Annotated in this window: 25 protein-coding genes; 5 read left to right on the forward strand and 20 right to left on the reverse strand. The window is 44.8% G+C overall.

What is annotated here, in order from left to right; translation table 11 throughout:
• Positions 1–85: 85 nt before the first annotated feature.
• Complete coding sequence (locus AC58UW_RS27440) at positions 86–1,873, reverse strand: family 43 glycosylhydrolase (RefSeq protein ID WP_497423739.1); 1,788 nt, start codon at positions 1,871–1,873, stop codon at positions 86–88.
• Positions 1,874–2,012: 139 nt separating this feature from the next.
• Positions 2,013–2,873 (reverse strand): AraC family transcriptional regulator, encoded by an 861-nt coding sequence (locus AC58UW_RS27445; RefSeq protein WP_497423740.1) that lies wholly within the window; start codon positions 2,871–2,873, stop codon positions 2,013–2,015.
• Between the two features lie 189 nt (positions 2,874–3,062).
• Between AC58UW_RS27445 and AC58UW_RS27450 the strand changes: the two genes are divergently transcribed.
• The 3 genes from AC58UW_RS27450 (at position 3,063) to gdhA (ending at position 6,978) form a co-directional block, all read left to right on the forward strand.
• Positions 3,063–4,577 carry a sulfatase family protein gene (locus tag AC58UW_RS27450; protein WP_497423741.1) on the forward strand — a complete coding sequence of 505 codons (1,515 nt, stop codon included), beginning with the start codon at positions 3,063–3,065 and terminating at the stop codon, positions 4,575–4,577.
• Between the two features lie 14 nt (positions 4,578–4,591).
• The gene (locus AC58UW_RS27455; protein WP_497423742.1) at positions 4,592–5,428 is read left to right on the forward strand and encodes an AraC family transcriptional regulator; all 837 of its coding nucleotides are present in this window, start codon (positions 4,592–4,594) and stop codon (positions 5,426–5,428) included.
• Positions 5,429–5,607: 179 nt separating this feature from the next.
• Complete coding sequence (gene gdhA, locus AC58UW_RS27460) at positions 5,608–6,978, forward strand: NADP-specific glutamate dehydrogenase (protein ID WP_497423743.1); 1,371 nt, start codon at positions 5,608–5,610, stop codon at positions 6,976–6,978.
• Positions 6,979–7,021: 43 nt separating this feature from the next.
• Here gdhA and AC58UW_RS27465 read toward each other — a convergent pair whose 3' ends face one another.
• The 4 genes from AC58UW_RS27465 to AC58UW_RS27480 form a co-directional block, all read right to left on the reverse strand.
• Complete coding sequence (locus AC58UW_RS27465; protein WP_497423744.1) at positions 7,022–7,474, reverse strand: GNAT family N-acetyltransferase; 453 nt, start codon at positions 7,472–7,474, stop codon at positions 7,022–7,024.
• A gap of 87 nt (positions 7,475–7,561) precedes the next feature.
• Positions 7,562–8,677 carry an acyltransferase family protein gene (locus AC58UW_RS27470; RefSeq protein WP_497423745.1) on the reverse strand — a complete coding sequence of 372 codons (1,116 nt, stop codon included), beginning with the start codon at positions 8,675–8,677 and terminating at the stop codon, positions 7,562–7,564.
• A 170-nt stretch (positions 8,678–8,847) separates the two neighbouring features.
• Positions 8,848–9,138, reverse strand: a complete 291-nt coding sequence (locus tag AC58UW_RS27475) for a hypothetical protein (protein ID WP_497423746.1) — start codon at positions 9,136–9,138, stop codon at positions 8,848–8,850.
• Between the two features lie 49 nt (positions 9,139–9,187).
• Positions 9,188–10,477: a hypothetical protein gene (locus tag AC58UW_RS27480; protein ID WP_497423747.1), complete on the reverse strand. Its 1,290-nt coding sequence runs from the start codon at positions 10,475–10,477 to the stop codon at positions 9,188–9,190.
• Positions 10,478–10,610: 133 nt separating this feature from the next.
• Here AC58UW_RS27480 and AC58UW_RS27485 point away from each other — a divergent pair, with 133 nt between their 5' ends.
• The gene (locus AC58UW_RS27485) at positions 10,611–11,411 is read left to right on the forward strand and encodes an AraC family transcriptional regulator (RefSeq protein WP_497423748.1); all 801 of its coding nucleotides are present in this window, start codon (positions 10,611–10,613) and stop codon (positions 11,409–11,411) included.
• Positions 11,412–11,416: 5 nt separating this feature from the next.
• Here AC58UW_RS27485 and AC58UW_RS27490 read toward each other — a convergent pair whose 3' ends face one another.
• On the reverse strand, positions 11,417–12,646 hold the full coding sequence (locus AC58UW_RS27490) for a PASTA domain-containing protein (protein WP_497423749.1): 1,230 nt from the start codon (positions 12,644–12,646) through the stop codon (positions 11,417–11,419).
• Between the two features lie 198 nt (positions 12,647–12,844).
• On the opposite strand from AC58UW_RS27490, the gene AC58UW_RS27495 reads away from it, so the two are divergent.
• Positions 12,845–13,264 (forward strand): organic hydroperoxide resistance protein, encoded by a 420-nt coding sequence (locus AC58UW_RS27495; RefSeq protein ID WP_497423832.1) that lies wholly within the window; start codon positions 12,845–12,847, stop codon positions 13,262–13,264.
• Between the two features lie 74 nt (positions 13,265–13,338).
• Here AC58UW_RS27495 and AC58UW_RS27500 read toward each other — a convergent pair whose 3' ends face one another.
• The 13 genes from AC58UW_RS27500 to AC58UW_RS27560 form a co-directional block, all read right to left on the reverse strand.
• On the reverse strand, positions 13,339–14,502 hold the full coding sequence (locus AC58UW_RS27500; protein WP_497423750.1) for a serine hydrolase domain-containing protein: 1,164 nt from the start codon (positions 14,500–14,502) through the stop codon (positions 13,339–13,341).
• A gap of 197 nt (positions 14,503–14,699) precedes the next feature.
• Positions 14,700–15,242, reverse strand: a complete 543-nt coding sequence (locus tag AC58UW_RS27505; protein WP_497423751.1) for a GNAT family N-acetyltransferase — start codon at positions 15,240–15,242, stop codon at positions 14,700–14,702.
• A gap of 19 nt (positions 15,243–15,261) precedes the next feature.
• Entirely contained in the window at positions 15,262–16,032 is a 771-nt protein-coding gene (locus tag AC58UW_RS27510) for a class I SAM-dependent methyltransferase (protein ID WP_497423752.1), read from the reverse strand.
• 159 nt (positions 16,033–16,191) lie between these two features.
• Positions 16,192–17,058 (reverse strand): carbohydrate ABC transporter permease, encoded by an 867-nt coding sequence (locus AC58UW_RS27515; protein WP_497423753.1) that lies wholly within the window; start codon positions 17,056–17,058, stop codon positions 16,192–16,194.
• A 16-nt stretch (positions 17,059–17,074) separates the two neighbouring features.
• On the reverse strand, positions 17,075–17,956 hold the full coding sequence (locus tag AC58UW_RS27520; protein WP_497423754.1) for a carbohydrate ABC transporter permease: 882 nt from the start codon (positions 17,954–17,956) through the stop codon (positions 17,075–17,077).
• 91 nt (positions 17,957–18,047) lie between these two features.
• Positions 18,048–19,361 (reverse strand): ABC transporter substrate-binding protein, encoded by a 1,314-nt coding sequence (locus tag AC58UW_RS27525; RefSeq protein ID WP_497423755.1) that lies wholly within the window; start codon positions 19,359–19,361, stop codon positions 18,048–18,050.
• Positions 19,362–19,388: 27 nt separating this feature from the next.
• The gene (locus tag AC58UW_RS27530; protein ID WP_497423756.1) at positions 19,389–20,192 is read right to left on the reverse strand and encodes a sugar phosphate isomerase/epimerase family protein; all 804 of its coding nucleotides are present in this window, start codon (positions 20,190–20,192) and stop codon (positions 19,389–19,391) included.
• A 30-nt stretch (positions 20,193–20,222) separates the two neighbouring features.
• Positions 20,223–21,080, reverse strand: a complete 858-nt coding sequence (locus AC58UW_RS27535) for a helix-turn-helix domain-containing protein (RefSeq protein WP_497423757.1) — start codon at positions 21,078–21,080, stop codon at positions 20,223–20,225.
• A 38-nt stretch (positions 21,081–21,118) separates the two neighbouring features.
• The gene (locus AC58UW_RS27540; RefSeq protein WP_497423758.1) at positions 21,119–22,174 is read right to left on the reverse strand and encodes a zinc-dependent alcohol dehydrogenase; all 1,056 of its coding nucleotides are present in this window, start codon (positions 22,172–22,174) and stop codon (positions 21,119–21,121) included.
• Positions 22,175–22,329: 155 nt separating this feature from the next.
• Positions 22,330–23,484, reverse strand: coding sequence for a Gfo/Idh/MocA family protein (locus AC58UW_RS27545; RefSeq protein WP_497423759.1), 1,155 nt, complete (start codon positions 23,482–23,484; stop codon positions 22,330–22,332).
• Complete coding sequence (locus AC58UW_RS27550) at positions 23,481–24,194, reverse strand: ThuA domain-containing protein (protein ID WP_497423760.1); 714 nt, start codon at positions 24,192–24,194, stop codon at positions 23,481–23,483. The genes AC58UW_RS27545 and AC58UW_RS27550 overlap by 4 nt, the downstream gene beginning before the upstream one ends.
• A gap of 316 nt (positions 24,195–24,510) precedes the next feature.
• Positions 24,511–25,296: a carbohydrate ABC transporter permease gene (locus tag AC58UW_RS27555; RefSeq protein ID WP_497423833.1), complete on the reverse strand. Its 786-nt coding sequence runs from the start codon at positions 25,294–25,296 to the stop codon at positions 24,511–24,513.
• A gap of 98 nt (positions 25,297–25,394) precedes the next feature.
• The gene (locus AC58UW_RS27560) at positions 25,395–26,276 is read right to left on the reverse strand and encodes a carbohydrate ABC transporter permease (RefSeq protein ID WP_497423761.1); all 882 of its coding nucleotides are present in this window, start codon (positions 26,274–26,276) and stop codon (positions 25,395–25,397) included.
• Between the last annotated feature and the right edge of the window lie 21 nt (positions 26,277–26,297).

Genomic DNA, 26,297 nt, shown 5'->3' on the forward strand with positions numbered 1-26,297 from the left:
GGGTAAGTACTCCTTTCAATTGCGCTAAGATTAGAAAAAAACATGAACCCTGCCCGGAAGCCCGAGCTTGATTCATGCTTATATCTTACTCACAACAAGGCGTTATGCATAGCCCTTGTTCATCTTCTTCCACTTCAAGAAGAACGATTCCCGGACGCGTCCGAAATGGTGCCGTACGATCGTTTCCAAAAAAAGTGGACCAAAGTCTGCCGTCATGATCGATAAACATCGTTCCGTGGCCGCCATGAGGCACCCCCACACGTCTGGGGGTATATGGGCCGTATATGTAATCTGCTACGGCATACATCAAATCATAAGTGCCGTCTACCCGTTTGTCGCCATTCCATTCCGCCGCACCGAGGATATACTTCCCTTTGTGCTTCACGATAAAAGCGCCTTCATAGCCGACGCGCTGTCCGTCTGAGCACAGCAGATTGCGGGGCTCTTCCGCGAATCCCGTCATGTTCTTTTTCATCCGGGCAATTTTCCCGTCCTGCCATACAAAATACACCTCGCCATCCCTATCTAGGAAAAAGCTTGAATCGATATCCGTATTCGTCATACGCCCCATATCGATATAAGGACCTTCCGCGTGTCCTGACACGCTTTTGATTAACCCGGTGCCCCCGCCTTGCAGTGAATAGGTGATCCAAAATGTCCCATACAGATAGATCATCTCAGGTGCCCAGAGACACGGATTCTGATAGATGTTGTTCTCCCATGTACCGTTCTCGGATAGATCCCATACCTTCGCTACATGATGCCATTCCTGCAAATTAGATGAGCTCCACACGTGTAACTGATCATTCCGATCCCAAAAGTTACGATGCGGCTTATCGGACGTCCCCGTCATATAATAGGTGCCATCAGGACCAGTACTTATATGAGGATCTCGGATAGGAAAGTCCGCTATGGGTTTGAGAGTCCCCATTGCTCCTTTCTCCAGCACCGCTTCCTCCGTCGGTCTTATAAATCCTGGACTAGCTAGTGTCATTGGAACGACAGCTGGATAATGTTCAACAAGTGAATAACTGCCACTTCCTGTAAAAGAGGCATAAAGCCGATGCTCCGGTCCATCGAATAAACTTATTTGTCCACCATGGGGGAGCGCCAAGTACCGCCGGCTGTAGGGACCATAGATCGATTGACTCACGGCAACGAACGTATCTGCGGCCTCGCTGCTCATCCGGTTAAAAAGATCCGCACAAAACATAAAGTAGTACCCATCCCGCTTGTATAAAAATGCGCCATACGCTCCAACTTGAAGATTGCTCGCGTACGAAGGATCATCCTCTCGTCCTGCGACTTTCCAAGGCTGCACCTCGACCATCCTCGGAGTTTCTGCAAGGCCCGTCAAATCCTCTGTCATCCGAGCAATCTGACCATTCCTGTAAACCCAATAGACAGCTCCGTCTTCATCCTCAAATATAGAGGCATCCTGCCCATCCGTTGTCATTTTCCCCATGTCCGCGTACGGCCCCATGACGGAATCCGAAGTGCTCTTAAGCAAGCCGGTACCGCCTTGGACTAATCCGTAAGTAACCCAGAACGTTCCTTTCAGATAATGAATTTCCGGCGCAGAAATGCCAGTTGAGCCTGCGACCTCCTTTTGCCATGTCTCCTCTTGTTCCAGGCGCCATATAGCTACTGGTTCTGTCCATGTCTTCAAATCCGTTGAAGTCCACACCTCCACATTCGCGCCATCCATCGTCCCAGTCAAATAATACACATGATCTGGCCCCTTGCAGATATTCGCATCTTTCAATGAAACATCTATGATTCGTTCAATCCTTACCGCAGTCTCAGAATAGCTCGTACAGGCAGCCCATTCCGTTTCGGGATGTGGAGGCTGCACGACAAAATCGCTCTTCATGGTATCCTTCCTTTCCTAATCACCGAGTTCCTAAGATAAGTATATCGTGCTTTGTAGAAACTCTTAATATAGAAAGCTGCGCGTTAGGTGAGGAAAACGGACATCACTTCCCTAGCTCAAGTAGTGAGAGGAATCGATGTCAGGGCTTATTCTCTGGAGAATAGCCATAATAATTGCGAAATGCTCTTGAGAACGAATATAGACTCGGATAACCGACACTATAAGCAACCTCCGTTATACTCCGATCCTTTAAAGAGATTAACGCTGAAGCCTTTTCCATTTTGAGACGATATAAGTAACGGTTTGGTGATACGCCTATCCGCTTCTTGAAGATATCAGAAAAGTATGATCTATGTACCCCTGCTTCTTCAGCAACCTCTTTGATACTGATTCCTTCCATTGCATGCAGTTGCATGAAATCAAGTGAACGCTTTAACCAAGGGATGTCATCTACATTACTTTTGCCCTCGTTTAATGTCCCTCCCACTTTCATTAGGAAGGCAAAGATACCATACAGCTTTTCCTGAAGCTCCGCTGAAAAGCCGATATCCTCGGCTCCATCCGGCTGGTCTGAGACGAATTGAAGTAAGGCATGTAGTTTTGTCCAGATTTCCTTACTGCATTTTGCACGTAGAAATGGAGTTTTCTTAGTTAATCCTAGTGCATTCAGCAGCGACGAGGCCTGAGGGCCTTGAAAAGCTAGCCAGATAAGCTTTAATGTCTCCTCCGGTTCATAAATACGGTATGAATACGATTCATCGGGGAAGAAGCAGCACATATCCTCCGGTTGAAGAATCGCTTCCCTATCTTCATAGTGAAGAAGTAATTGACCTTCCAGCACAAAATGCAAGCTGTAGCATTCAATTCTTTTGGGCCCGACCTGATAGTTCGGTTTGGCAACGTTATGCCCAAGGCGGATACACCATAAGCCACTCATTTTTGTAAACTCATTGGGATTCAGATAATAGTGTTGTGCATATTCGTGCATAAATTCCTGCATTGTATTTTCACCTCACAACATGATAGATAATTCCGTTCACTTTGATTCCATCCTTATGCCTTATATCTTACTACTTCAAGCATATCAAACCTAACAAAATGTTAAATGAACACGAAACTGTGATATTTCCATTTCAGAAATTTAACCTTATTGTTAATAGATAAGTATGATAATTGGAGGAATGATTAAATGAAGAAACCTAATATTTTGTTAATTACAAGTGATCAGCAGCATTGGAATACGCTAGGTGCTTTTAACTCGGAAATTAAGACGCCGAATCTGGATCGTTTGGTGAAAGAAGGAACTACATTTAAACGCTCCTATTGTCCAAACCCCACTTGTACGCCGACTAGGGCCTCTATCATTACAGGCATGTATCCGAGTCAGCATGGAGCATGGACTCTTGGCACGAAGCTATTAGAGAATGTTCATACGGTCGGTGAAGATTTTCGTGAAGCCGGATACAACTCTGCACTTGTTGGGAAAGCTCATTTTCAACCTTTGGTTTCCACTGAACAATATCCATCTCTCGAAGCCTATCCGATCTTACAAGATCTTGATTTCTGGAAAAAGAATAACGGACCTTTCTACGGCTTTGATCATGTAGAGCTGGCTCGTAATCATACGAATGAAGCGCATGTTGGCCAACATTATGCCCTTTGGATGGAAGAAAAAGGCTGCATGAACTGGCGTGACTATTTCTTGCCGCCAACCGGTACGATGGATCGCTCCATTCTTCATAAATGGCCTATTCCAGAGAAATATCACTACAATACCTGGATTGCCGAGAGGACCAACGCTCTTCTAGAGCAATATAAGGAACAAGATCAAAGCTTTTTCCTTTGGTCCAGCTTCTTTGATCCTCACCCGGATTATTTGGCGCCTGAACCTTGGGATACGATGTATGATCCTAGTCAACTGACCATTCCTACCGTTACTCCTGGTGAGCATGATCAGAATCCACCTCATTTTCATTTAACTCAAATGGAGAATCCCGATTTTGAGCCTTGGAATGAGGGAGAATTTGCGGTGCACGGCTATCACTCCCATTCAGCTCTATATTCCGAGCATGACCGTAAACAGCTGGTAGCAACCTACTACGGCATGATCAGTCTAATGGACAAATACATTGGGAATATCCTGGGTAAGCTCGATGAGTTAGGGCTCGCGGATAATACAATCGTGGTATTTACAACGGATCATGGGCACTTCTATGGTCAACATGGCCTCCAGGCCAAAGGCGGCTTCCATTACGAAGATCTCATCAAAATTCCATTCATTGTTCGGTATCCTGGTCAAGTTCCAGCTGGCGCAACTTCGCCTGCCATTCAGTCATTGGTCGATTTGGCACCTACCTTTCTCTCGCTATGCGGCATTACGATTCCCCACCATATGACGGGTTTAGATCAGTCCCAAGTTTGGCGCGGTCAGAAAAGTCAAGTCAGGGATCATGCGATCTGCGAGTTTCGTCATACCCCGACGACGATTCATCAAAAAACCTATGTAGATGAAAGATACAAAATTACCGTGTACTATAACCAATCCTATGGGGAAGTATTTGATTTACAAGAAGATCCGGGCGAAATCCGCAACTTATGGAATCTTCCCGAATTCCAAACCCTTAAATCGGAGCTTTTATTGAAATATATATGGGCGGAACTCGGCAAAGAGTCTATGGCAATGCCTCGAGTTTGGCATGCCTAATGAGGATGAAGATAATGAATAAACTCCGGAAGCAAGGTCCTATATACCACCTGCCGCAGGTTGGAGAGCCTCCTCCACTGAGCGTACAGTTCTTGGGAGTAAATTACTGCGATTCGGATTACTGCAATATTCGAGAGCTTGCGAAGGTTACCGTTTTCGGTTTTGTATGCTCAGGACAAGGAAGCGTTACGGCGGGTACACAAACCTTGATTGCTCGTCAGGGAGACGTTTTCATCCTTCCTGCAGGCTGCTATCATGAAGTTGTCTCGGACCCTAAGAACGAGGAGCAATGGAGCTACATATGGCTAAACATTAGCGGAAACTGGATTCTTAAGATGCTTGAGGCTTATCAATTGCTTCCCCATATCGTCATTCAGAATAGCGGATTAGAACCACTTTTTCGGGGAGCTATTGATAGCGCTAAGTACAGATCCGCTCTGGAAATGCAAACTGAGTTTCAGGTCATCCTCATGCGAATCATCGTTTGTCTCTCTGAGACTTTGCGTAATCAAGGCGATACGTTAACATCAACGGTTCAATCAATTAAACAATTTCTGGATAATATTGTCCTCTCACCTTTCGACAAGGCACAACTCTCCTCACAAATTGGCGTTTCTAACAGACACTTGAATCGCTTATTTAAAAGAGAGGTAGGAACTACCATCTATAACTATGTCATCACCAAAAAGATTGAGTCTGCTAAACGCATGCTGTTAGACACTCAACTAACCATAAGTGAAATTGGATACACACTTGGCTATGTCGATCCTCATTATTTTTCGAACCTATTCCAAAGCAAAACCAGTGTGAGACCTAGTGACTTTCGTAAGACATTTCGTGGAATCCAATAGAAATGCCCGCGAGGAATCATGTCTTCGCGGCTTTTTTTAACCTTGAATGGGCACTTCATTGACTCATTGGAGTAAGCTTACATGACATGTAAATTTTATTTGCTCAAATGCCTTAGATAAGGTAAAACTAGTATAATAAACTTTTTTAACTATACTAGATTGCGAAGGCGGATGAGATTGTGATAGTACAGGTCGACAACGAAACAGTTGCAAGAGAATACGTACACGGCGTATACGAAACAGTGGTTAGACGTAATCCTCATGAGAATGAGTTTCATCAAGCAGTGAAGGAGATTCTTGAATCCTTGATTCCTGTTCTCTCCAAGCATCCGAAGTATATGAAACATGGTATCCTTGAACGGATCGTTGAGCCGGAGCGCTTCATTACTTTCCGCGTGCCATGGGTAGATGACCAAGGGGTTACACATGTAAATCGCGGGTTCCGCGTTCAGTTTAACAGTGCGATTGGACCGTACAAGGGTGGTTTGCGGTTTCATCCATCCGTTAATGCAAGCATTATCAAATTTCTTGGATTTGAACAAACATTCAAAAACTCCCTTACAGGCCAGCCAATTGGCGGCGGTAAAGGCGGCTCTGACTTCGATCCTAAAGGCAAGTCCGATAATGAAATCATGCGCTTTACTCAAAGCTTCATGACAGAGCTTTATAAATATATGGGGCAAGATACGGACGTACCCGCTGGAGATATTGGCGTAGGTGCCCGGGAAATCGGCTTCATGTTCGGTCAATACAAGCGAATTCGAGGCGCACACGAAGCTGGGGTTTTGACTGGCAAAGGGATTATCTATGGCGGCAGTCTGGGACGTACAGAAGCGACTGGATATGGTTGCGTTTACTTTGTAAATGAAATGCTTCAATCCAAAGGCCTTAGCTTTAACGGCAGTACGGTCGTTGTTTCCGGTTCAGGCAACGTGGCGATCTATTCCATGCAAAAGGCGATGCAGCTAGGCGCTACAGTCGTTGCTTGCAGCGACTCCAATGGCTATATTTACGATAAAAACGGGATCTGCCTAGACACGGTTCGCCGGTTGAAAGAAGTGGATAGAAAGCGAATCAGCGAGTATGTCATAGAGCATCCTACTGCCACTTACCATGAGGGTTGTGACGGCATTTGGACGATTCCCTGCGACATTGCCCTTCCAAGCGCGACACAGAACGAGATTAATGCCGAATCGGCGAAAATCCTTGTAAGAAATGGCGTACAAGCTGTTGGTGAAGGCGCGAATATGCCGTCCACTTTGGAAGCGATTGACGTATTCCTACAGGCAGGCGTGCTCTTCGGACCGGCTAAGGCAGCGAATGCCGGTGGTGTTGCCGTATCAGCGCTTGAAATGTCTCAAAACAGCATGCGATACTCTTGGCAGTTCCACGAGGTAGACGATAAGCTCCATGCTATTATGAAAAATATTTACAAGAGCGCTGTTCAAGCAGCAGATGAATACGGCCATCCGGGCAACCTTGTTGTAGGCGCCAATATTGCAGGCTTTACTAAAGTCGCAGACGCTATGATTGCGCAAGGTGTTGTCTAAGCTTTTAAAAAAACAGGTTGCCACATTTGTTGGCAGCCTGTTTTTAGTTTTCACTGAACGGCTTTATGAAATTTTTCTGATCCTTCGTAAATGTATAGCCTCGTCTTTCGTAGAAATGATGCGCCTGTACCCGAGTTGGATGAGATAACAGTTTTATCCCCGAATATCCAGCACTCTTTGCCCACTGTTCAAGACTTTCAATCAAAATACTGCCAATACCTTGACTTCGATACTCCTTATTTACAACAAATCCTAGGACGTTTACTAGTGAGTCAGCAAAAAGTAATTCATAGGGACTTCCATGAATATATCCGATCACCTCGTTGTTTTGTTCATAAACAAATACGATATCTTTTGTTTTCGTTGTTAGGGTGACTAGCTTCTCTTTTACTTTCGCTTCAGAAAATACAGATAGATTCGGATTAAAGTGTTGGTTCAACAAATAAATAGCCTGATAATCCGTTACCCTAACTTCTCTGACATTGTTATCTCTCATCTTGGAACGACTCCATTCTTTACATGTCGTGTCACTTTATTACGAAATAAGAAACATCTCCATGTACTAGTTCGCCTTTCCTTTTCATTAACCTGCCTGGTTTGAATCCATCCATTTCACTTTTCTTCTTGTCGTAATCTGGTCCCTTACCTTCATGATCGGCACTTCATAATACCTATGCATCAGATAAGTAAACGAAATCATTAGAATTAGCGCAAAAGTCAGCAAATATAAGCTGTGGCCGATACTAGTTGATGTATTTTCCCGGCTGAACCAGACAAATATATTCCAGTGAAACAAGTAGTAGCCATAGCTTTGGGAGCTGATGAAGCGGAAAAAAGCACGGATTTTAGGGAAATGATCCATTCGTGGAATATGTACTTCCAGATACGCGATCAACATCGCGATAAATAACGAAACGAAAGTGAACAGTAGTGTCCGGTTAAACCAGGAATGATCCATCGTTTGATTTTGTATGCCGGTGTAGATCAAGTAACCGCTAAAATAGATGAGCCCACCAAGTGCAAGCAGCAAGGAAGCTTTTCCAGCGATATATTTGTGATAGATATAGGTATGGTACGTTTTGAAACCCGCCAGAATAACGCCAAACATGAGGCTGTCGAGCCGAAGCGGAATTTGTTTGCGCACCCCGAAATCCCAAACAGGCTGACTATGCGAAACTTGATAGATGCGAAGAAGGAGCGGGATGATAAGAATTAGAGAGGTAATGACGAAGAAGGCAGCGGATTTATTCCGAAACTTTCCTGTGAAAAGGAGCGGGAGCGGGATCAGCAGGTAAAACCACTCCTCTATCGACAAACTCCATGATATCGGCAAAAAAGATAAGTCCTGTTCTTTGAAATTCTGCAGAAAGATCAGGTTCGTGGCATCCATATGGTGATTAAAAAACAAGTAGGTAGTGAGCAGCGCAAAATAATAGAGAGGCAGTGTCCGGAACCAACGGCGGAGATAAAAATTTTTCAGCCCTGAGAAAGAACCGTTGTCAACGATGTCATGTAACAAAATCCGGCCAATTAAAAAACCGCTTAAAACAAAAAATAACTCCACAGCCAAATATCCAGTTACATAATTAAGCGGGTTGAAGTCATGATACTTCATGAAAAAGAAACCTAATCCGTGGCAGATTAAGACTAGCAAAATAGCGGCGCTGCGAACGATGTCCAAACCCGTGTTTCGTTCCATTCCCCTGTTCTCCTTCCATCAAATAGATACATGTAATCGCTTACTTCCTACTATATAGCAAATTAATTTTCAATATGATAAAAAAATAGACCCACAGCTTCAGGCTGAGGGTCTACGATTTAAAAGAAATTATTCAAAATCAATTCTACCCGTGATGCCAGAGCTAACCGCTAATGGCTGCTCAATGTTCTCAAATCGGTTATTCCGCAGAGTAACCTCATCGGCATCAATGGCATGAACGCCAATCTTGGCATTCTTAAACAGATTTCCTGTGTAATCGTAATATGCCGATTATGCTTACCATCAAAGCCTGTGGATTTGATGCCAATACACCCCTCAGCTTCATAACGCGGGATAAATCCACAATGATCGAATTCGCAATCGATGATTTGAATATGCGTGGCATGACCTCCCTCAGCATGCGTCGGCAGCTCAGCACCCAGCATAATTCCCGGATTCATCGTTAAAAACCCTCACTACGTGTGAGGGTTTAAATGGACAGAATGTTCTTTAATAATTACCTGCAAATCGACTTGGCGGAGGCACATTCCCTTCTTTATCAAAACTGTCCATGTACACGGCTCGCTTCGCCACAGTAACCTCTGCAGCCTCCAACGCTTTCACGTTGTCTCCTTGAAACATTTCGTCAATAATCCATTTTTGACCGAATCCCGCATGAACCACCTCATCGGCCCAATCGAAATCCTGGAATGTCGTCATTAGAGGGTCCTTGACGACATCCCGACAGAATTCCCATTCCTCCCTTTTTCCCGGGGGATATTTCATCGCAGCTTTCTCAATGGCAATTGTTAAATGCGTATAGGCTTCATCGTCATTAAATAATTGACTTGTCATATCATACCAGCCGGTCCAGTTCGGGATGGCATGGACATCATAGCCTTTACTCCGCAGCGCCGCTTCTCCGAACCAGCAGTGTCTAACTTCATCCCATAAATGTCGCGCGGTATCGTTGTAAAAGGACCACGGCTTCCCTTCGGTAGAGAAATGAACATAAGCAACGCCTTCGGCTGGCGACATCTCGAAGTAACGGGCAAGCATCATCTGAAGAAAACGTCCTTCATCATTATCTTCGAAGCTCATTCCCTTCATTTTGACGACTGACGTCCGGAACCGATTGTCTCTAGTGCTCGCGAAAGGAAGCTGAAAAGGTTCCGTGTTCACAATCAAACTCGGATCCACCGTTCCTTTATCCTCGCATCCGTCAATACCCCCGGCTGCTTGCAGCAGCGCTTGGATATACTGCTTCCAACGCTCTGCGCTCACTCTCTCCTCCTTACTGGCTGATTCCATAAAGTGAGCAATCGCCTGCTCGCCCCAAGCCATTTGCCCTTTGCGGTCAACGAGCTGATGCTGCAAAAGATGGATCGTCGGCTCATCAACGAGCGGCTGAGCTTCCGATAGATACCTGTTCACAGCCTCGATCATCGCTGGCTTCAGCACCTCAAACAATGCGACCAACAGGTTCAACGTATTGGACGATTCCAACATTTTAGTCATCAGCAAATCTAAAGCTTCATCCGGACACTTCTCAAATGCTCTCGCGCCCATCCGGAGCTGTTTGCAGCGGTTGCGGAACTGGTTATAGAATTCGGCATCCTGCCAGGTGAAGCGGGCTAAAGCTCCTTTCACCTCATATTCAGGCCGTGCTGTCATATGGCCCGCTTCCAGCCTCATGCAACGCCGATCTGCGTATGCCATGCGCTGAAGACGCTTTGCCGATTCCTCGACGGACAAACCAATTCGATCCCAATGTTCGATCCCCATAAAAGGATGCAGCATAGTGAAACATCTCCTTCAGAAATTTGTACTATTGATAGATTCAATAACTTCATATTACTGATAAATCGTTGTAAAATGAATTCACTACAGGGCGAAATCTTTGTACTTTTCTACATAAAGGAGACACTTAAACGTGGAATATATCTCTCAATTAGGCTTAAATAGCAGCTTCGGCAAAGTCACCTGCGAGCGGACATGGAAATGGGATACACGGCAGCAGCCACTCAAAGATTTCGATCTCTGGTATGCATGGAGCGGTACAGGCACGATGCTTCGAAACAAAACGACTTATACGATCGGAGGCGGAACCTGTTTCGTATTCAAGCCGGGAGACAGAACGGCAGCAAACCATGATCCGCAGCAGCCTTTAACGGTCACTTATATCCACTTTTCTTTGGCTGACTTTAAGCAGTTACTGCCGTCTATGCCATCCGGTAATCACCTTGTGAAGGATCGATTCGTCTTCGAAACGTATCTGAATCGATATGTTGAAACGATGTTGGAGAACACGAAAGATTCCGCGGTGGAGGGCAAACTGTTGTTGACATTGATGCTGATGCAGTTAAAACGCGAGGAAGAGCAACCCGCCTTAAGCCCAGCCGATCATTTAACCTCACTCATTCGCATGTTAGCTCATCGTATCCGTCAAACACCAGGCATTCCTCATTCGCTTGAATCTTTGGCGGAAAATGCCAACTTATCCCCACGCTATTTTTCTTTGAAATTCAAAGAAATTATGGGGATATCTCTTGAAAGATATATCATCCAGACTCGTATTGAACGGGCCGAACAACTGCTCCGCTATAACGGGATGAATGCCTCTGAAGTCGCGGAAGCTTTGGGCTACAAAGACTTGTCTTTTTTCAGCAGACAGTTCAAAAAAGTAAGAGGAAAAAACCCTTCTGAAATTAGGAAAGAAGGGTTGCGGCGATAAAACTTTTACGCCCCTTTGCTCACCCAGAACGTAAGACGATCGCCATCCTTAACAGCGGTCCCTGGAGGAATGTCTTGCTTGAATACGGTGCCCTTATCAGCGGGGTTCGACTCCAAGAAAAACTGGTAGCGAAGACCTGAGGCCAGTGCCATCTTTTCAGCGTCTTCCTTCGTAAGAGCAAGCAAATCAGGGACGATGCCCGCCTTGGCTTGTAACGCGCCATCGTCAGTCGTCTGAGCTTCGGCATCCACAGGCTTAGCTGTTGGTGTTGAAGGACGAGACGGTGTTGGAGATGCGGAGGCGAAAGATTGCGATGTCTCTGTCCCATTATTGGTCGACGATGCCACCGCAGAATCGGACGTTGGAATCTTCTGCAGCTTGGCATCGTTCGCATATTCCGAGTGCGGGCGCAGTGACAAGAAGAGAAGCACAACGAGTACCGCGAAGCCTGCAGTCGCGATCATCGGCCCTTTGCGAACAACCTTTTTCTCCCTAGTTATAGGAGGTTCTACATAGGAATGTAGACGTGGCTCTCTCCTCTTGCCATCGCCATCAATTCCGAGCAGATCTTCCAGCTCCAGCTGAAAATCTTCCAGCGTGCACATCCCATCATAGGCCTTGCAGGCTAACGCTTCGGCACGTCCCCGAGTTCTTTCAGCCAAATCTGCAAACAACAAGCTCATCTCAAATGAGTAAGCACTCATAGAGGAAGTAGGAATATCCGTTTTCGCTCCCAGCTGATAGAGCAATAGAGCCAGACCCGGAACACCGCGTCTTCCGTTATTCCCTTCCGTCCAGCTGTTCATGATTCGCAGCTGTCCGTTATCTTCGATCCAAAGATTTTCTGCATCCACTGCGCATTCCAACTGTAGGTTAAGGTGTGCTTCTCGAATAGCCATAGCCAACTCGTATACATATGAGAGTGCTTTATGCCCTGTTATCTCCAAATCGTTCAACCGATCGGACAATGGCCTTCCCGATTCCGCCTGAAGAACGGCATACAATGTTCCGTCTTCCGAACCGACGTCCAGAATCTGCATGAAATGCTCGTTGGAGATCTGAGACGCTTTAATCATCCACCGTAAAGCTTCCTCATTCGCTGATTCATCACTCTCTTGAACCGTATATAAAAGAACATCGCGTTTGGAGGTCGAATCCACCCCTCTAACGATCTGCCCCTTTGTCATTTGCTTTAACGTTTGGCCAAGTCTGTATCGGTTTGCAAAATTAACCATGGACACGTTCCTCCCTATACGTATAGTCTATTCGCCAACTGTCTATGTTTTAAGTCACAATTGGTCGCAATTCCCATATTGACATGTCACTCAGACATCGGGTGAAAAAAGAAGAAAATTTTCTCATAATATCCACTTTTTCCGGGAAATGTATAGGAGGTGAATGAAATCAAAATGAATAGTAAGGAGCAAATCATCATGCAAAGTCTATACACAGCCACCGTCACAGCCGTTGGAGGAAGAAGCGGGAAAGTAGTCTCTTCCGACCAAGTCATCTCACTTGAACTCAAAACGCCTACAGGGCTCGGAGGGCCGGGCGGTCATGGCACGAATCCGGAGCAGCTTTTTGCAGCCGGATATTCCGCTTGTTTCGATGGGGCACTGAATTTGGCGATTCGTCAAAAAGGCATCAAGGTAGAGGGCACACAAGTAACCGCCCATATAACTATTAACAAAACGGACGAGGGCGGTTTTCAGTTATCCGCGGAGCTGGATGTGACGGTTGACGGAGTCACCGAGGACGTCGCTAGAGAGCTAGCCGAAGCGGCACATCAAATATGCCCGTACTCCAAAGCTACGAGAGGCAACATCGATGTGAAAATCAATATTGTTGAATAAATAAGCATCGCCAAAGCATAAGAAACCCACAGCAAAATGCTGTGGGTCTTCGTTTTATTCTTTAGATCTCATGCTCACTCCATCGCTCCATAAACAACAGCCCGCAACCGCGGATGAATGAAAGGCTCACGGCTTGGCAGCAACTGCTGCATATATACAATGGAGAGCTCTTCATTGGGATCGATCAACAAGTACGATCCAGCCATACCCGCCCAGCCGAATTCTCCGATCGAACCGTTGATTCCGCCAGCTGCTGGATCTTGCATGACGCGAACGCCAAGGCCATAGCCATAACCGCTCATCTGGGACCAGTCGAAATCACGAAGCTGCTGAGCATTCAAATGATTCGTTGCCATCAATTGAACGGTTTTTGGGCTTAGGAGACGGACTCCGTTCAATTCGCCGCCATTGGCCAGCACTTGCGCAAACTTGCTGTAATCTCCAATGGTCGAAAGCAGACCGCCACCACCGCTTTCCAGCTGACAGTCTGGCTGGTAACAGACATCCAATCTCTGGTTAGGTGTCATTGTGCCATCAGGAGGACAATCATACATCGTGCATAGGCGGTCCCTCTGGTCTTCTCGAATACGGAAGGAGGTATCCTTCATACCGAGTGGTTCGAAAATTTCCTTCTCCAGAAATTCGCCAAACTTTTGGCCTGAGAGCACTTCTATCAATGCGCCAAGCACATCATGGCTCATTCCGTATTTCCAGCGAGTGCCTGGCTCAAATGCGAGCGGCACGGATGCAATAGCTTTGACCGCCGTTTGAGTATCCATGGTCTCGGCTGCTTTCTCCATTTTCGCGCGTGTTTGGCGTTCGGTTTCGTTACCATCTCCGCCATATGTAATCCCTGATGTCATCATAAACAGATCCTTGATCCGGATCGGAGCTCCCGCTGGGACCAGCGTCTTCACGCCGAAATCGTTATACTTGTACACTTGCGGGTTGCGAAACTCCGGTAAATAATCGCCTAGCGGGTCGTTTAGTAGGTAGAGACCTTTCTCGTAAAGCATGAGTGCAGCAACACAGGTAACTACTTTGGTCATCGAATAAATTCGGTAGATCGTGTTAGAATCGATCTCTTTCTTTTGTTCCAAATCAGCATACCCCAGGGTTTCCTGGTAGATCACTTCTCCCCGGTGCATGACCATACAGGCGCAGCCGGCCGGTCCCTTCTCCATAAAGCTCTTCAACAGCGGAGTCAACCGCTCGCCTAATCGATCGTTTCTACCCACAGTCACAGCTCCTCTCGGAAACGTTTTCAACTACTATTATAACGGAATAATAGTGCGTTGTCGCATTCTTCATATCTTCCATTCTTGTTCGGAGCTGCTTACGCTGCTCAACTAGGAGCTCTTTTCACGGTAAATGAGGTAAAAAAAGACCCACAGCACGGGGCTGAAGGTCATGTCTGAAGTAGATTTGAAGTGGACTAGATATCCGGAGATGGATTGATAATAGCTAGAACCTGATGATCCTCCCACACGCCGTTAATTTTCACATTGCTGCGGGAGATGCCTTCTTTGTGGAAGCCTGCCTTCTCTAGCACGCGGATAGAACCAGGATTTTTAGGGGAAGCTTCCCCGACGATCCGGTGAAGCCTCAGTTCTTCGAAGGCATAACGAACTACCTGTTTCACCGCTTCCGTCATATAGCCTTTACCGTTAGCCGCCTGGTCCAGATTGTATCCAATCATGCAGCTCTGCAGCGGTCCCCGCACGACATACGTCAACCCGATCGTACCGACAACCTGATCATCTTCCGTTTGGCATACCACGAAGGAGTATTTCCGATCCTCCATTCGATCGGCTCTGCTCTTATTCATCCATTGGAGCTGGTGCTCCTCCGTGTAGTAGTCATCTGAATTGCTTGGAGAAAATTTCTCGAAAAACTCCCTGTTGCGCTTGTTCATTGCAATGATCTGGGCAATGTCCCCTTCTTCGGGGAACCGAACATATATTTGTGGTTGAGACATCTGCACCATCCTCACTCTGTTATTTTCTAGCGGTTACAATCGGTTGGTAATACCCTGTTTCTGATGGCATCTGCCATTCGATGTCTGAGAATCCTGCTTCAGTCAAAATACGACTAAATTCTTCTCGTTGCAAAGCTCTGTATCTAGTTTTATTATGCTTAGTTTTCCATTCTCCGTCAATTTCTTGCATGATAAAGTGATTAGTCAGATAGGTATTCGACGCCTCTTCCCAATCCCAAACCTGAAAAACAATGCGCTTACCCTTATCAAAAATACGAGGTTCTGTAGCTTTTGGCTTCGATTTTATTAAATCATCGTAATCCCTCAATGTAACTAGTAGAATACCTTCATTATGGAGTTTTGCATGCATATTGCTGGCAGCCATAAGGAGATCTTCATCCGTTAACAGGTGAGGAATTGCGTTGTCGGCCGAAAGAACGATATCAAACAAACCAGAAACATCCTTTTCCAACGATCGAAAATCAGCTACGCCAACGTTTAATTCAACTCCAAAAGTTGCTGCCTCTTTTTTGGCTCTTTCTATAGACACTGGACTTATATCTGTAGCAGTAACTTTAAACCCGTGTTTGGCCAAGCCTATTGCCTGTGTGCCAATCCCACAAGAACAGTCCAACAGCGTGGTTCCATCGGTAGACGGAGTCGTGAGTTTTGAATGGATGATTCTGCTTAATATTTCTCCTTGCCAAGAAATGGCCCTAGCCCATTCATCGAAAATAAGATGGTAGGCTTCAGCAAGATCATCATAAAATTTTAAAGTAGACTCCTCCATCATGCTCACCTCATTATATATTTGAAAAGGAAGCTATCTGTCTTTCTTATCTTTTTCTCATTCTACATGATAGGAAGCATTCCTTCTCCAAGCAGAAAAAGCTACCAGACAATTCTGGCAGCTTTTGCATAAGTTTTAACTATCAGTTTGGTGCATGTCCTAGCCCTTCACAGAACCTGAAGTTATCCCCTCAATAAATTTCCTCTGAAAAAGAATGTAAATGAAAATAATCGGTATAATCGCAATGGATACACCAGCGGCAATTAAAGATTGATTAGACGTGTACTCTCCGAAAAAGTACATCATGCCAAGAGGCAGTGTACGATAGGCGTCATCATATACAAAGAGCAGCGGAAGTAAGAAATCGTTCCACGACCACATAAATTCAAATACCAGTAATGAGGTTAGTGCAGGTATAGTCAACGGAAGCATAATATGCAGATAGGAGGTGAAGTTATTACATCCATCTATTTTCGAAGCATCCATGAGTTCATCTGGTAATTCTTTGAAAAACGTACGCATCATAAAGATGGCAAATGGCATTGCTAGTCCCAAACTTGGCAGGATTAAAGCCCAATAGGTATTGATGAGATCCAAACGCTGCATCGTGTAATAAAGTGGAATGACCATCGCTTGAATGGGCACCATCATCCCAAATAAGAAGAAGAAAAACAACGCATCACGGCCTGGAAATTTTAATTTTCCGAATCCAAAGCCTGCTAATGACGCTAAAACAAGGATAAAAAACACGCGAGGAACAGCAACGATCACACTATTCACCAAGTACTGCCCCATTTTCCCTACGCTCCACGCTTCTGAGAAGTTGGCGAACGTCAAATGGTTAGGAAACGCAAACAGGTTCGTATTTAATTCGTTGACTGGCTTGAGCGCAGCTAGAAGAATCCAAACGACTGGCATAATGGATATGAGCAGAAATGCGACTAAAACCAGATAGGTGATTAATTGTTTCACATAAGCAGAAGAGCTACTATGAGTCGCTCCATGAATTTTGATTGTCCCCTTCATGATGTCCACCTCTTCTCTAATCATTTCTTTCCGCAAAGCGCATATAAACAATGGAGCAAGAGGCAATAATGAGCGCCAAAGTTATCGAAATTGCAGCTCCATAACCCACCTCATTTAAGCGAAAAGCGCTATCAAACATATACGTAGAGATTACTTCCGAGGAATGAAACGGCCCGCCTTTCGTCATCATATAAATGATGTCGAATACCTTAAAAGATCCGATTAACGAATTTAATACCAACAAGGTGATTGTGCTCTTTAATAAGGGAATCGTCACTTGAACGAATGTCTGAAGGATAGAGGCTCCTTCGATTTTTGCAACTTCATAATAACTTTTATCAATCCCCTGCATAGCTGCCATAAAGATGACCATACAAAATCCATAATAAGTCCAACTCCCAGCTGTTGTAAGAGCAGGCATGACGGTGTGCTCATTACCCAGCCAATCCAAGGCCAAGCTGCTTAACCCGATTTTTTTCAATGTGATATTGATAAAACCAAAGCTTGGATGATAAATCCAATTCCAAACAATACCCACAGCGATCAAGGAAATAATGGTCGGCATAAAGTAAGTGACTCTAAACACAATGGCCCCTCGAATCCCTTTGGAGAGGACCAAAATAGCCAGAATTAATCCGATAAATAACGGGATCGTCACGGAACATGCAATCCAAAACAAGTTATTGCCAAGCGCTTTCCAAAAGATAGGATCATGCAGCAAACGCACATAATTATCTAATCCAATGAAATTCATGACAGGACTAGCGCCATCCCAATCAAATAAACTATATTGCGCAGTCTGAAAGATTGGCACGATCAAGAATATGACATAAAAAAGGAAAGCCGGTAAAATAAAAAACAAAGCGCTAAATGGTTTTATTTTCGTGAAGATGCTCATCTGTCCACCCCCCTGAGTCTTTGCTTTTCGGATAGGCGCAGAGATAGGGCTAGATGCCCTATCTCTTTGCTACTTTCCATGAAATGAAGCCTTAGTAGTTTCCTTTAGCCTTTTCTTCCTCAAACGCTTTTTGCTTGTTTCTGACGACATCTGCGCCTGTTTTCTTCCCAGCAATTAACTCCTGCAAGTCATTCATCGTAACATCATTAATTTTCTGAGGCATCAATACATCGATATTATAGGAAAGTCCTGCAGGGGTTGCCGATAAACTAACTACTTCTTTAAAGAGAGAATTAGCATTAATCGCGTTCACATCAATGGGCAATGGTGGAATAATATTAGCTTCATACCATGTTTTAGCCGTATCCGTTGAGAACATATAATCCAGGAATTTGACAGTTTCCTCAGGATGAGCGGAGCCGGAAGAGACTGCGAAGGTGCCGCCAATTCCACCAGGTGCCATGAGTGGCAAATTAGGTTTAACCGATGGAAGCAAGAAGAAGCCAACATCATCTTTCAAGTTCTCAACCATACCGGATACCATCCAAGTACCTGTCATCCGCATAGCAGCTTTACCTGTGAAGAATTCTTTATTCCCGTCGTCATAAGAGATTGCCAGCGGGCTTTTCGTTGTATAGCCGTCTGTAATTAATTTCTTGAAGGTATCTAATGCTTCAGCGAAAATAGGTTGATCAAAGCTTTTTTGACCATTTAACACCGCTTCTATCTCCGTTTTCCCTGCAACTGCTGTATAAAACATGCTTTCTATATGGAAGGCAGGCCATTGGTCTTTATCATCCAAAGAAATTCCAACGATGCCTTTGTCTTTGGCGGCTTTGCAAATAGCCAGAAACTCATCATATGTTTTAGGCACGTTTACACCTAAATCCTTGAAAATCTTTTTGTTATAGTACACACCTAACATCTCGACTTGCGTACCGACGCCATACACCTTTTTATTAAACGTATTCCGTTCTTGAATCCATGAAGGGAACCGTTTGCTCCAGCCCAAACTTTCGGATTTTGCGGTTAAATCCATTAGCAAGTTCGCTTTAGCCAGCACTCCCAGATAACCGGGACCTGCATCGTAAGCAAATAAATCCGGTCCTTCTTTGCTTAATAAAGCAGGCTTAATTAATTTCCGCTGATCATCCGCTTTCATCGAGGATCTTTTAATCTTGATGTTGCTGTTTTGTTTTTCAAAGTTAGCGATAATGGCATCCATGGCTTTGGATTGTGTGGGGTCTGTATAGTTATCCCAGAAATTAACGGTGACTGTCTCCCCATTTTTCACACCTTCGACAGGTTTAGATCCCTCTTTTACAGGCGCTTTGGTTGAACAAGCTGACAATACCAAGCTGCTAGCTAGTATAATCGGGACTATAGATTGAAAACATTTTCTCATCTTAAATCTCTCCCTGTCATTTTGGAATTAACGCTGCAAACAACCACGTAGAAACTGTAAAGTTTCTTGTAATAACTCTCTCTTTTCGTCACCAATTCTGCATTCCATGGATAAATAACCACTGTAATTCAGTTTTTGCAAAGTATGAAAAGGTGTCTGGAAATCCGTGTGAGCCTTACCGGGGAGCTGCCGGTTGCTATCAGCCAAATGAAAGTAGCCAAGCAATTTGTAATCGTTTTCAATGGTTTGTGAAATGTCTGCCTCTTCAATATTCATGTGAAAGAAATCACCCAACACCTTTAAATTCGGACTGTTAACCTCATGGATTAACGATGCCGCTTGAGAAACGGTATGCAGCATATGATCCTCATAACGATTCAACGGTTCGATAAAAAGGTTCACTTGCAGCCTCTCAGCATGCTCGGCGATTCGCAACAATGAATCCATTAATGCCCTGCGGTCATCTTGTTCCTCACGCGGCAATACTTGATGCGGTAATGATTTGGAGAACATGCCGTAGGCAGCTGGAGCAATAATGCCTTGAGCGCCTAACTGAGCTGCGTATTTCAGTGAATCCTGAATATCCGCGACTGCTTGCAAGCGTTTCGTTTCGTCGAAATGGCCGATCCAATGGCGATATCCACCGCAAATCGCTGTCAGGGGGATTCCTGTTGTCTGAATAGCTGTTTGCAGTTCAGTCGATATCGTGTCATTTAATGGCTTTTGAAATAGGTTCAATTCAACTCCGTCATAGCCAATCTCTTTTGCCATTTGAAATACATCTGAATAATTGGATAGCCCCGTTAACTTATCCTGAATAGCGAACTTCATCGTTATTTCACCTGCATTTTCCTCTAAGATTTATGGTTTCGTAAAAAATCCATCAATTTTCTTTCTGTTGAGTTCACGATAATGGGATGGCGAAGTACCTACATACGTTTTAAATAATCGTGTGAAATTCGGTATTCCACTGAAGCCTAATGCTTGAGCAATTTCTGTGATGGAGAGCTGGCTCGTTTTTAGCAATGTTTTGGCTTTATGGATTTTCATTTCGCGCTGTACTTGAATAGGTGATCTTCCGTACAACTCTTTGAACCGATTACTGACGTAAGTCGGATGCATATTTAATTCTTTAGCGAATTGAGACAAGGAAAATTCTTTCTCGGGGTGTTGAATAATTTTCGCTAAGATTTCCATGAAGCTGCGTGATTGAATATTGGAGCCAGCGTGCTGATCCATATGAATAGCACTTTCGAGAACTAAGTAAATTAATTCGAGGGCTTTCGCCTTTCGAAGGATCGTTGTTGGTAAGAAGCCCGTTTGCTGCTTCAGCTCATTGTATTGAAGAAATACCCTTTCGAATTCTTCGGAATCCTTTAACTTAAAGGTGTAAGGAATTTGAAAGAGCTTTAGCACATCAATAACCCCACCAATTTCAAATGTAAAATGTGACCACAGAAAGACAGATTCATCTGGATTTTCTTTGAAATGATCATGAGCTACATTCGGCGGGATTAGAATAACCGTTCCTGGTTCAATCGAGAATAACTCTTCCCCGATTCTCAGCTTGGCAATGCCTTTCTTATGATAGGACATCACGTAACAAGGACGAACCCGGTTAAAGGTCTTCATTTCTCGTCTAGTGTGAATATCAAATTGGATAATATTAAGGACCGCACTTTGCAATAATAGATCTAAATCCATGACATCGTCCGTCATGAAATCACCCCCTTACGTCCATTTCACTCATATTAAGCTTAAAACCTAACCCCTAATTTAATACTTTGCTCTGGTGTTCGATCTACATACTGCTCATAACCTGCAGCAGCCTCTTCAAAAGGAATTACCGGATCTACGATCTCTTCACAATGCAGTTGATTGGATGCTAATAAACGCCAACATTCTTCTTGAATTCGTTTCCAACTCCAGCGAGGGTAATCCGGATTCGGCTCGCTGCAGGCACGTGAAAAGACAATTTTTGCATTATTAAAATGAGCTTCCATTCCTAGATTTAAACCGCCCTTAAAGGGTCTAGCCCAACCAACGAAAGCGATTGTACCTCCGTAAGCTAATCCTCGCAAGCATGCTTGCAGCGCATGTTCGTTAGCGCTAGTCTCAATGATGACATCTACTCCCAGCTTGTTGGTCGATTTCTTTAGCTCGAGACCGACATCCTGTGATAAAGGATCGAAGGCTTCATCTGCCCCAGCACGGATAGCAGCCTCTCTTCGTTTCTGGATCGGATCTATGACTGCAACGTAGCTCGCTCCAGCTAACTTAGCCATTTGAGCTGCAATTGCTCCTATGGCACCAAGTCCTGAAATAGCTACACGGTCACCCAGCTTTACTTGTCCATCACGAATCCCGCCAAGCGCAAATTGTGCCGGGTCGAAGCATACCGCATTTTTCCATAACATATCTTCAGGCATTTTCATCAAGCGCTTAGCGTTAATGGTGTTCACCACGTGGGATTCACGTATGCCGCCATACCCGCAGAGCCGCTCTCCTACTTCGTAGCCCTCCACATCAGGTCCAAGCTCCGTGATCCGGCCAACCCATTGATTCCCAATATTCCATTTGCCGAAAGGACTCCCAACAGCTTCCGTGGAACTTCGCGTGATAAATAACTGCCATTCGTTATCATATACGGACGCCATTTGATTTCTTTCTCCGCGAAAATCAGCTAATTCCGATCCATGCTTCGGTGATGCATATTGCACTTGAACTCGAACTTGACCTGATTCTAGAGGAGCCTCCTCATAGTTCAATAATTCTGCTTTACGCGGTGCAGTTGCGACAAGTTGCTTTGGCATTACGGAAACCTCCTAGTCATTCTATCTGAAAGTGGGATGTATTAAAATCATTTATCAGAAATATTCACTAATGTTATACGCTTACATCTTTATTATAAATGGATTTAGCTTTAAATATATGGCTTAAATAAATAGATATTTATCACTAATACAGGTTAAGAGATTGCCACCCATTGCTGCTTAAAATGACTTTCCAGAATTGCGTCTATGACATTCATGATTTGACTCCCATCGTCAAAGTTAGCAAATGACCTCATGGATGCTGCGGACTTCAAGCTCGGATTACGCACATCCGAATAAAAATCAATTAGCATATTTTTCAACGCGTCCGGCCACCCCTCTTGATGTCCACCTGGATAATGGGAAAGCTGTGCTGCTGATTCGCAAAGTAATCTAGGATCTGAACATAGCTCATAGTTCGCTTGATCTCTTTGACCGATCCACAAGGAATGAGGTTTTTCTTGATTCCAAGCGAGCGACCCTTGATCGGCAGCTATTTCAAAAAACAGCTTATTCTTACGACCAGCGCTTACTTGTGAAATGGTAAATACACCCTGAATGCCGTCTTCGAAATGAACGAGCACACTGCCGTAATCTTCAGTACTCATAGCGATTTCCTCATACCCGGAATCTGATTGCCTATCCAATGAGCCCGCTTTTTCAAGAGGTTTTAGACGTGTGGGGTGAACGATTTTCAAATCAGCAAATACTTTTACAATTTTTTTGCCTAACACATACTGCACCGTATCACACCAATGCGAACCGATATCTGCGAAAGCGCGTGAAGCTCCATTGTATTCTTGCTCTAAACGCCAATTGTAGTCCGTTCGATGTAACAACCAATCCTGCAAAAAGCCGCCATAAACCAGATTTACTTTTCCATAGGTCAGCTTGCTTATTCGATGTTTGACTTCGGCTATCAATGGAAAATGACGATAATTGAACGCTACGCCACTTACGCCACTGCTATTTCGAGCCAATAAGGCCAGCTCTCTGGTCTGGTCACTGCTGAGCCCTAACGGCTTCTCCGATAAAATATGTTTGCCCGCCAATAGAACCTCACGATTGATTGCGTAATGCAAATAATTTGGCGTACAGTTATGAACCGCCATAATGTCATTATCTTGAATGAGTTCACTCGCATTCCCATACGCTTTGGGAACTCCATATTCCTCCGCTATCTGCTGGGCTTTCTCCAAGCTGCTTGCAGCAACGGCGGCCACGCGTAAATAGGGAATACGCGCTATGGCTTCCATATGCGCTTTTGCCGAAAATCCTGTGCCAATGATTCCGATGTTAATGACCTTCATCTTATCGTCTCCAAAGGATCCATTTTGCCAAATTTCAGCTGAGGTCCCTCCACTGGAGCAACCCACTTTGCAGCATTGGCAATAACCTTCCTAATTTGTGAATGATGATAGGTTGGATACGTTTCGTGTCCCGGTCGGAAGTAAAAAATCTTCCCTTTCCCACGCGTAAACGTGCAGCCGCTTCTGAACACTTCCCCACCTGCAAACCAACTTACAAAAAGCGTGCTCTCCGGCTCAGGAATGTCGAAGAACTCACCGTACATCTCCTCTTTCTCCAGTTCGATATACTCTCCCATCCCCTCCACGATCGGATGGCTGGGGTTTACTACCCATAACCGTTCTTTTTCACCAACCTGCCGCCACTTCAGATCACAGGAAGTGCCCATTAATTTTTTGAAAATTTTCGAAAAATGCCCGGAATGAAGCACAATCATCCCCATGCCATCGAGAACACGTTGATAAACTTTGTGAACAACTTCTTCACTTACTTCATCATGTGCTCTATGCCCCCACCAAATTAAAACATCTGTCTCACTAAGAACTTTATCCGTAAGTCCGTGCTCATCCTCATCTAATGTGGCCGTCTTAACCGATACACCTTCTTGCTCCAAACCTTTTGCAATGACGGCATGAATGCCCTCTGGATAAATAGCAGCCACAATCTCGTTCGTTTTCTCATGTCGATACTCATTCCAAACCACGATATTCATTGATTTCCCCTCTTTCGGTTTAACTGTATTAGGGACATGTTCCAAATTCACATTCATAAATAAAGCCCTTACATGAATTGTACGTAAGGGCTCGCTAATTTAAAATGGCGCTGATAAATTGTAATTTATCATTACTACAGGTTTGGAAGAATAGAGGGTTCTCCTAAACCCTTGCTGTAATCCCGCTAAGGCTCTACTCATGGGAACCGGAGTCCCCTATTTGGAGAAAAACGAGCAGGAAATAGGGGAACCACAGTTCCCTCCCCCATGCAAAAAACGTTCACTCATGGAGTGAACGTTTTTACTCACGCAATTATTAATCCTTCACAGACCCTTGCATAAGACCTGCAATAAATTGGCGACTGAAAAGCGAGAATACAATGATAAGCGGCACGGTAGCCATTAGCGTAGCAGCCATGACCATGGAGTAATCTGTACTGTATACCCCGTTCATTGAGGCAATCAACATTTGAATGGTAAATTTTTCCTGCACCGAAATAACGACAAGCGGCCACAAGTAATCGTTCCATGATCCCAGAAAGGTAATGATACCAAGTGTCGCAAGTGCGGGTCGAAGTACTGGAAGTGCGACTCTCCAATAAAGGTCGAAAGAGTTACAGCCGTCTATACGACCTGCGTTGATAAGCTCGTCATGCACGACAGAAGCCGTATACTGCCGCATCCAGAAGATACCGAAGGCGCTGGCCGCTCCAGGCACAATGAGTGCCTTGAGATCATTGATCCAGCCAAGTTTTTGCATAATGATGAATTGCGGAATGAGACCTAGCTGTTGCGGCACCATCATTGTCGCTAATAGGAAGAAGAACAATGGCGCTTTCGCTGGAAACTGGAATTTCGCAAAGGCAAATCCCGCTAAAGAGCAGAAAAACAACACCAACAATGTGTGACTACCCGCAACTAGAAGACTGTTGCCGAATGAACGGAAAAAGCCGACATGATCAAGCACTTTTCCAATATTGACAAGCAGTTGGTCCCCTGGCAGAAGCCGAGGCGGAAAACGGAACATATCCGCTGTTGTCGCTGTCGACATGACGAGCAGCCAGTAGAAAGGAAACAGGGATAGAATCGACCCGGCAATCATGACAGCATGGAGCCAGATGGTACCTGGCGCTCTTGTCTTTTTCACAGCAACAGATGTGATAACTCGCCCGATGGACACTTTGGAGGACGAAGGTACCATCAGACGCCCTCCCCTCTTGAGACAAATTTCCAATTCACAAATGAAAAAATGCCAATAATCAGAAACAGCATCCACGCAACTGCCGAAGCATAGCCGAACATTTGGTTGCCAAATGCCTGATTATAGAGATAAAGCACCAATGTCAGTCCGCCTTTCGTCGCTCCGCCGGTACTGCCTACCAGAATGAGCGGTTCCGTGAACAGCTGCATGCCGCCGATCGTCGAGAGAATGACAGTAAATAGAATGATTGGTCTCAGAAGCGGCAGCGTAATGCTGAAGAATTGCTGCTTACGGCTGGCTCCGTCAATGGTGGCAGCCTCGTATAAATCATGCGGAATACTCTGAAGACCTGCCAAGTAAATGATTGCATTATAGCCGGACCAACGCCAGATCACCATGAGTGAAATAGCAACTTTCACCCAAAACGGATCGTTGATCCATTCAATACGTGGAAGCCCGAGCGTCTGCAGCAAGCCGTTAATGAGACCGAATTGGCTGCCAAAAAAAGATCCGAAAATAATAGCAACTGCTACAATTGAAGTGATATTAGGCAGAAAATAAACCGCCCGATAAAAATCCTTAAACCGCATAAAAGCTGCATTAAGTAAAAAAGCAATGACAAGCGCTGCGAACAGCTGAGGCACGGTGGACAGAAACCATATGACAAAGGTGTTGCCAACGGATGTCCAGAATTCCGGATCGTCTGTCAGCAGATTGCGAAAATTGCGGAGCCCTACGAACTCCATGGGTCCGAGCCCATCCCAGGAATGAAACGCCAGATACAGCGAGAACAGTATGGGAAATAGGCTGAACGCTAGAAAGAGTATATAAAACGGAGAAATCATTACGTAGGGCGCCAGATGGGCTCTGAACCCTTTCATCGGCTCCACATCCTATCCTCA

Source organism: Paenibacillus sp. J22R160 (assembly GCF_059692135.1).